The organism is Hanstruepera flava (assembly GCF_023634025.1).
In the GTDB taxonomy this organism is placed as follows: Bacteria; Bacteroidota; Bacteroidia; order Flavobacteriales; family Flavobacteriaceae; genus Hanstruepera; species Hanstruepera flava.
In genome coordinates this window covers 404,759-412,500 of the sequence record NZ_JALJCW010000001.1, presented here as the reverse complement: position 1 = coordinate 412,500, position 7,742 = coordinate 404,759, and the positions used below count along the sequence as shown (strand labels likewise).

The window sequence follows — 7,742 nt, the reverse complement described above, 5'->3', positions numbered from 1 at the left end:
TACGAGAGGACCGAGTTGGACGAACCTCTGGTGTACCAGTTGTTCCGCCAGGAGCATTGCTGGGTAGCTACGTTCGGAAGGGATAAGCGCTGAAAGCATATAAGCGCGAAACCCACCACAAGATGAGATTTCTTTAAAGGGTCGTGGGAGATGACCACGTTGATAGGCTACAGGTGTAAAGGCAGTAATGTCATAGCCGAGTAGTACTAATAACCCATAGGCTTATTGTACGCCGTTCTTTTTATAGGTACAACAAATTATCATGTAGACTTTTCAATATGTCAACAATATACGGACTCTCAAGTCCGAAAGACTTAAGGTGGTTATAGCGACGGGGCTCACCTCTTACCATTCCGAACAGAGTAGTTAAGCCCGTTAGCGCCGATGGTACTGCACTCGTGGGAGAGTAGGTCGCCGCCTTTTTTGTACCGATGATACTATCGGTATTTACAAAACCCTTTCATTATTCAATGAAAGGGTTTTTTGTTTTTTGAAACTGTAAGGTTTGTTGCTTTTAAAGACTAATTGAGGAAATTTATTTATATTACAAAATAATTGATTTCAGTGTCATAATTTCCTTGCATGAATACAATAATTAAAGCTAATTTAAAAACTCTTCAGAAAGCCTCACATTTGTTGTCTAATTTATCCAACGAGATATTAATTGATAAGTCTATTTCTCCTTATTATTCTAGTGTTGGTTCACATATTAGGCATGTACTTGACTTTTATGGGTGTATTTTAAAGCCTCGAAAGATTTTTGATTTAACGGCTCGATGTAGAAATAGTGATGTGGAGTCCAACTGTGAGAAAGCATTAACTTATTTAGACACCTTAAAAGATAGACTTGTAGATATTAAAGCTAGTGATTTAAAAAAAGAAGTAGTAGTAGTAGATGATTTGGGAGTTGGTAAAGAGGAGATAGTTTACACTTATTCAGCTTTGTTGTCTCAAGCAAATAGCCATGCAATTCATCATTACGCTATAATAAACTATATATTGGATGGGTTGAAAATCACTATAAATGATACGGATTTCGGATATAATCCTACAACGCCTAAACCATCTATTAATTTGAATTAAACATACTATCAAGTATTGTTTTTAGTCCTTTATAGGCTATAATAATTGCTGTCAGACAAATTATTATACCAGCTATTAATAATGGAATATATAAGGGTTTTTCCTGATTGCTAAATGCTATATAAACTAGAATAGGTCCAAAAAACATACATAAAAGGGATACGGCCATTTTTTTTAGACCTCTAACTAAAACTTCTTTGTTAGTATGTTTAGTTTCCATTGTGATAATTTTCTATTGCAGAACGAACACTTCCAAATTTTTCTAATAATAAATTAGCTTCTTCATACGATAGGTTCAATTCTTTCATCAACATTTTTGTACCTCTATCTACCAATTTATTATTACTTAATTGCATATCAACCATTTTGTTTCCTTTAACTTTTCCGAGTTGAATCATTACAGTGGTCGATATCATATTAAGAACCAATTTTTGAGCTGTTCCTGCTTTCATACGGGAACTTCCGGTAACGAACTCAGGACCTACAATGACTTCTATTGGAAATTTAGCCACTTTTGACAACGGACTGTTAAGGTTGCAAGTTATACAGCCTGTAACAATATTATTGGTATTACACATATTAAGCCCACCTATAACGTATGGTGTAGTGCCTGATGCTGCAATACCAATTACAACATCATGGGTGTTTATGTTATATTCTTTTAAATCTTTCCAAGCTTGAGAATCTGAATCTTCAGCGAACTCTACAGCTTTTCTAATAGCGTTGTCACCACCAGCAATTAATCCGATAACAAGATTGTGGTCAACACCAAAAGTTGGCGGACATTCAGAAGCATCTACTATACCTAATCGACCACTCGTACCGGCACCAATATAAAATAAGCGGCCTCCATTTTGCATTTTTTTTACAATTTGAGTAACTAGTTGTTCTATTTGAGGAATAGCTTTTTCTACAGCGTGTGGTACAGATTTATCTTCATTATTGATATTTTTCAATAATTCGGAAATCGTCATGTTCTCCAGATAATCGTAATTAGAATCTTGCTCTGTGGTTTTTGTAAAATCCATATGTTCAAAAATACAGATTTTATAGTATTTACTCCTGAACTGTATAAACAATTTCAGAGACTTCAGATAATCTGAAATATCCAAGAGGATAATTATCTGGATTTGTTGTATTTACGCAATTACCTCTAACAGTAGCAGGCTGGGTTTCAAATGGCCCACCACCTCCACCAGTTTGTTGAAGCAAAAGAAACATAAACTCATAGAAACGTTCAGAGACTCCATGATTTCTTATTATAACTTCATCGTTTGGATTTAAATCTTCTTCAACATAGAAACCAAAAATTAAATTTCCATTTACAAATTCATCTTTAAAAGTGTCTAGAGTTGGTGTTACAGGAATACTTGGTATGAATTCAAAGAAATAGTAATTTTCTTCATCGACAGGATCTGTAAAAAATGCCTTTATTTCTGTTTCCTCACCAGTAAATCCACCTTCTAAATTTTGCTCTACATACTCTAACTCTGCAACACCCAATAGAGTTTCAGTACCTATATATGTTTCATTGTTATATATTATGGTAAGCTCATATTCCTGATTAATCACAGGCATAAAATTTGAATTTTCATAAATACCAGTATTCCCGTTTTCAATGAAATTGTAAACAGTATTACTTGCATCGGTTATATAAACTTGAGCGTTATTGGCAGGTGGTACAGATTCGTTAAAAAAAGGAGCTGTTAGAGTCAATTTTATAGATTGATTACTTCCAGTAGTACCTTTAAACCAATCTATAGAAGCGTCAATTACTAATCTTGGTTCAGATGTAGGTACATCTACATCAATTACATCTTCACAAGTAAACAATGTTAAACTGAATACGAACAAGACAACTATATGCTTAATTTTCACCATAATTAAAATTTAAAATTATATGAAATAGAAGGTACTATGCCAAAAATAGATAATCTAACAGCTTCGTTTACACCAGTATCTCTATTTTCCTGAAATTGTATTGATGCGGCATTCCGCCTGTTATAAACATTATAAATTCCAAAAACCCATTCGCCTTGCCAACCCTTGTTTTTTTCAGGCTTTGGTACATATGTAGCCGAAATATCCAATCGGTTATATGCTGGTAATCTGTTTTCATTTCGTAACCCAAAATTAGGAATAGAAATGCCATTATATTCATATTGAGCATTAGGGTATGTTACAGGTTGTCCCGTTTGAAAAATAAAATTAGCATTAAAACGCCATTTTTTATTAAAATCGTAGCTACCTGTGAAGGATAAATCATGGGTTTTATCATAAGGTGTGCTATACCACTCACCATTATTGATACCAGGTTCAACAGGAGTTCTTCCAGGGGTTCGTTGTTCAGATTTTGAAAGCGTATAGGCAATCCAACCTTTAAATCGCCCCTCATTTTTTCTGAATAAGATTTCTAAACCATAAGCTTTAGCTTCACCATTTAAGATAACTTGTTCTATAGCATCATTGGCAATTAAATCTGCTCCATCTATGTAATCAATTCTGTTTTCAACTTTTTTATAAAACGTTTCAAGCTCCAATGAATACATATTTTCTTTAAAGTTTCTAAAATACCCTAGAGCAACTTGATCTAAAATCTGCGGTTCAATGTATTTACCACTTGGAGCCCAAACATCTAAAGGTGTTGGTGAACTAGTATTTGATATTAGGCTTAAATATTGGCTTAAACGGTTGTAACTTGCTTTAATAGATGAATTATTGTTTAGCTCATATGCTAAAGCCACACGTGGCTCAAAGTTTCCAAATGATTTAATGATATCACTTCTACTGTAAGTTTCAGTTCCGATTGGTTCGGCTTTTTCATAAACTTGTAATTCTTGATTAAAATTTACGGCTTGGTTATTTTCATAAACATTTAATTCATCTTGCCCCAAACGCAAAAAAGAACTGTAACGTAAACCATAAGAAGCCATTAACCTATTGGTTAACTTATGTTCTACATCTAGATATATAGCATTTTCAAAAGCATATTTATCGATTAGTTTGTCCGCATTTATTCCAGAATCTGATGATGAAGGTGTGATTTCTCCAGGATTAAACTTGTGGTAAATACTATTCAAGCCGTATTGCAGTTTTATTTTATCACTAACATAGTGTTTAAAATCATATTTTAAATTGAAATTACGAATTCCAGAATCCCAGTTAAACCCTACAAAATCGAGTCTTAACCCATAATAATAATCAGAGTATATAAGTGATAGGTTTGAAAATAATTTATCAGAAAAAAGATGGTTCCATCTAAAGTTTAATACGGTATTTCCATAAGTGTTCTTGAAACTTTCGTTCAAGCTGAATACATCACGCCCAAAATATCCAGACAGATAAACATTATTATTCTGATTAAGCTTGTAACTTATTTTGGTGTTTAAATCGTAAAAGTAGGCTTTGTTTTCAACTTCAAAAAGTGGTAAAAACAAATGTGCGTATGTGGCTCTTCCTGCTAATAAAAAAGAGCCTTGTCCTTTGTTTATTGGTCCTTCAGCCAAAAGTCTACTCGATATTAAACCAATTCCTCCATTCATATGGAATTTATTGCTGTTTCCTTCTTTTTGGTATATATCTAAAACAGAAGAAACACGACCACCATAACGCGCAGGAATCCCACCTTTATACAGTTTTAAGTCTTTTATGGCATCTGGATTGAAAACCGAAAAGAAACCGAATAAGTGTGAAGAATTATAAATAGTGGCTTCGTCTAGTAGTATTAGGTTTTGATCGGCAGCTCCACCCCGAACATTAAATCCAGAAGCACCTTCACCTGCTGTAGTAACACCGGGTAGAAGGGTAATTGCTTTAATAACATCTGCTTCTCCAAAAACTACAGGTATTTGTTTTATGGTATTGGCAGTAAGTGAATTGATGCTCATCTGGGGTTTTCTAATATTGAGCTTTTCAACGTTTTCTTTAATAATGACTTCATCAAGATTTTCAACGGATTCTGATAGACTGAAATTTTTGGTAAGACTTTCGTTTAAGTCTATAGTTTCAGAAATATCTTGATAACCTAAATAGCTAACAACTAATTTGTATGAGCCCTTTGGTAAGGTTATGGAGTAAAAGCCATATTCGTTTGTAGTGGCTCCAGTTGATAGTTCTGGAAATAGTATATTGACTCCAATAAGTGTTTCGTTGTTGCTTGAATCTGAAACTATACCACTTAAGGTTACTTTTTCTTGAGCGAATAAGATGTGATTTGATAAACAAAATAGGCATAGTAAACCTAAGATACGTAGATTCATTCAGAACAATTTTGTACTAAAATTATAAAAAAAAGCTCCTGATAAGGAGCTTTTTTGATAAACTTTATATTTATTTTAAGGAATCTAGTATTTTGTTTAAAGTTTGGCTTGGACGCATAACGTTATTTGCTAATTCATCATTTGGTTCATAATAGCCACCAATATTGGCTGCGTTGCCTTGAACACCATTCAATTCTGATATTATGGTTGATTCGTTAACTTTAAACAAATTAGAAATAGGTGCAAAACGTTTTTGTAAATCTTCATCTTTAGTTTGACCAGCTAATGCTTCAGCCCAATGCATGGCTAAATAAAAATGGCTTCCTCTATTGTCTAACTCTCCAACTTTTCGCTTGGGTGATTGGTTGTTTTGTAATAATTTTTCAGTGGCCTCATCTAGAGCTTCTCCCAAAATAGCAGCTTTTTCATTATTGGTAGCTTCACTTAAATGCTCAAATGAAACAGCTAGAGCTAAAAATTCTCCTAAAGAATCCCAACGTAAGTGATTTTCTTCAACTAATTGCTGAACATGTTTAGGAGCTGAACCACCAGCGCCAGTTTCAAATAATCCACCACCATTCATTAATGGTACGATAGAAAGCATTTTAGCACTAGTGCCCAATTCTAAAATTGGAAATAAATCGGTTAAATAATCACGTAGAACATTTCCTGTAACCGATATGGTGTCTTGTCCTGATTTTACGCGCTCTAAAGTGAATTTAGTTGCTTCAATGGGTGAAAGAATACGAATATCCAATCCTGTTGTATCATGGTCTTTTAGATAGGTGTTTACTTTCTTTATTAATTCAGCGTCATGGGCTCTATTTTTATCAAGCCAGAATACAGCTGGTGTTTGCGAAGCTCTTGAGCGATTAACGGCTAATTTTACCCAATCTTGAATTGGTGCATCTTTTACTTGACACATTCTCCAAATGTCGCCAGGTTCAACATGATGTTCAATTAATGTATTACCAGAAGCATCGATTACCGAGACTTTTCCTTTACTTGCTATTTCAAAAGTTTTATCATGCGAACCGTACTCTTCTGCTTTTTGAGCCATTAAACCTACATTGGGTACAGTACCCATGGTTGTAGGATCAAAAGCACCATGCTCTTTACAAAAGTCAATGGTAGCAGTGTAAACTCCAGCGTAGCTGCTATCAGGAATCACTGCTTTAGTATCTTGTTGTTTACCTTCTTTATTCCACATTTGACCAGACGTACGAATCATAGCTGGCATAGAGGCATCAATAATAACATCGCTAGGTACGTGTAAATTTGTAATGCCTTTATCGCTATTAACCATGGCCAAATCAGGTTGGTTATTGAAAGTAACTTCAATATCAGCTTGAATAGCTTTGCGTTTGTCTTCTGGTAATTCTGCAAGTTTACTAACTAAATTCCCGAAACCATTGTTCACATCAACCCCTAAATCTTCGAAATCGTGCCCATATTTTTCGAATAAATCTTTGAAATATACACGAACAGCATGACCAAAGATAATTGGGTCGCTAACTTTCATCATGGTTGCTTTCATGTGTAATGAAAATAAAACGCCTTGTTCCTTTGCATCAGCAATTTCATGCTCTAAAAAGCTTAATAAAGCTTTTTTGTTCATTACTGTGGCGTCAATAATTTCGCCAGTAAGTAAAGGGAATGCTGGTTTTAAAACTGTTTCATTTCCAGCTTCATCAGTATGCACTATTTTTATTGAAGTAGCTTCAGATATTGTAGTCGATTTTTCATTATGCGCAAAATCACCAGCACTCATGGTTGCTACATGTGTTTTGGAATCTTTACTCCAAGCTCCCATAGAATGCGGATTTTTTTTGGCGTAGTTTTTTACAGCTTTTGGTGCACGACGATCCGAATTTCCTTCTCGTAATACTGGGTTTACGGCACTTCCCTTAATTTTGTCATAACGATTTTTAATGTCTTTTTCTTTATCGTTTTCTGGGCTTTCAGGATAATCAGGAAGGGGGTAACCTTTATCTTGTAATTCTTTTATAGCTGCTTTTAACTGTGGTATTGAAGCACTAATATTTGGTAATTTAATAATATTGGCTTCAGGCTTTTTAACCAATTCACCTAAAATCCCGAGGGCATCTTCTACTTGTTGTTCAGCGTTTAAGAAATCTGGAAAAACAGCTAAAATTCTGGCAGCTAAAGAGATATCTTTCGTTTCAACATTAATTCCAGATGAATTAGCAAATGCCTTTACTATAGGAAGAAACGAATAGGTTGCTAATGCTGGAGCTTCATCTGTTTTAGTGTAAATTATTGTAGAAGATTTTGTCATAATTATTATTGTTTTACGGACGTGAATGCTTTGTTTTTTAAGAATTGCAAATATAGCAAAATCTTAAAGATTTTTGAATGGGAAAGCCGCACTATATTAAC

The 7,742-nt window shown here is 34.2% G+C and carries 6 protein-coding genes and 2 rRNA genes (1 of these 8 cut by a window edge); 3 read left to right on the top strand and 5 right to left on the bottom strand.

Annotated features, from left to right (window positions below):
- The 3 genes from MTX13_RS01930 to MTX13_RS01920 form a co-directional block, all read left to right on the top strand.
- Positions 1-230 (top strand): 23S ribosomal RNA (locus MTX13_RS01930) (it extends 2,591 nt beyond the left edge of the window).
- 85 nt (positions 231-315) lie between these two features.
- Positions 316-423 (top strand): 5S ribosomal RNA (rrf, locus tag MTX13_RS01925).
- 159 nt (positions 424-582) lie between these two features.
- Positions 583-1,083, top strand: a complete 501-nt coding sequence (locus MTX13_RS01920) for a hypothetical protein (RefSeq protein ID WP_250432693.1) — start codon at positions 583-585, stop codon at positions 1,081-1,083.
- Here MTX13_RS01920 and MTX13_RS01915 read toward each other — a convergent pair.
- The 5 genes from MTX13_RS01915 to MTX13_RS01895 form a co-directional block, all read right to left on the bottom strand.
- Positions 1,070-1,303 (bottom strand): DUF6095 family protein, encoded by a 234-nt coding sequence (locus MTX13_RS01915; RefSeq protein ID WP_250432691.1) that lies wholly within the window; start codon positions 1,301-1,303, stop codon positions 1,070-1,072. The two genes, MTX13_RS01920 and MTX13_RS01915, sit on opposite strands and share 14 nt — an antisense overlap.
- Positions 1,293-2,111 carry an N-acetylmuramic acid 6-phosphate etherase gene (gene murQ, locus MTX13_RS01910; RefSeq protein WP_250432689.1) on the bottom strand — a complete coding sequence of 273 codons (819 nt, stop codon included), beginning with the start codon at positions 2,109-2,111 and terminating at the stop codon, positions 1,293-1,295. Before murQ ends, MTX13_RS01915 begins: the two co-directional genes overlap by 11 nt.
- Before the next feature lie 28 nt (positions 2,112-2,139).
- Positions 2,140-2,964 (bottom strand): DUF4249 domain-containing protein, encoded by an 825-nt coding sequence (locus MTX13_RS01905; RefSeq protein ID WP_250432688.1) that lies wholly within the window; start codon positions 2,962-2,964, stop codon positions 2,140-2,142.
- 2 nt (positions 2,965-2,966) lie between these two features.
- Positions 2,967-5,342, bottom strand: a complete 2,376-nt coding sequence (locus MTX13_RS01900) for a TonB-dependent receptor (RefSeq protein ID WP_250432687.1) — start codon at positions 5,340-5,342, stop codon at positions 2,967-2,969.
- 70 nt (positions 5,343-5,412) lie between these two features.
- Positions 5,413-7,641: an NADP-dependent isocitrate dehydrogenase gene (locus tag MTX13_RS01895; protein WP_250432686.1), complete on the bottom strand. Its 2,229-nt coding sequence runs from the start codon at positions 7,639-7,641 to the stop codon at positions 5,413-5,415.
- Positions 7,642-7,742 lie beyond the last annotated feature (101 nt).

Excerpts from the sequence above, each read along its gene's own strand:
- murQ (WP_250432689.1), bottom strand. The coding sequence starts at position 2,111 with ATGGATTTTACAAAAACCACAGAGCAAGATTCTAATTACGATTATCTG.
- MTX13_RS01905 (WP_250432688.1), bottom strand. The coding sequence starts at position 2,964 with ATGGTGAAAATTAAGCATATAGTTGTCTTGTTCGTATTCAGTTTAACA.
- MTX13_RS01920 (WP_250432693.1), top strand. The coding sequence starts at position 583 with ATGAATACAATAATTAAAGCTAATTTAAAAACTCTTCAGAAAGCCTCA.
- MTX13_RS01915 (WP_250432691.1), bottom strand. The coding sequence starts at position 1,303 with ATGGAAACTAAACATACTAACAAAGAAGTTTTAGTTAGAGGTCTAAAA.
- MTX13_RS01900 (WP_250432687.1), bottom strand. The coding sequence starts at position 5,342 with ATGAATCTACGTATCTTAGGTTTACTATGCCTATTTTGTTTATCAAAT.
- MTX13_RS01895 (WP_250432686.1), bottom strand. The coding sequence starts at position 7,641 with ATGACAAAATCTTCTACAATAATTTACACTAAAACAGATGAAGCTCCA.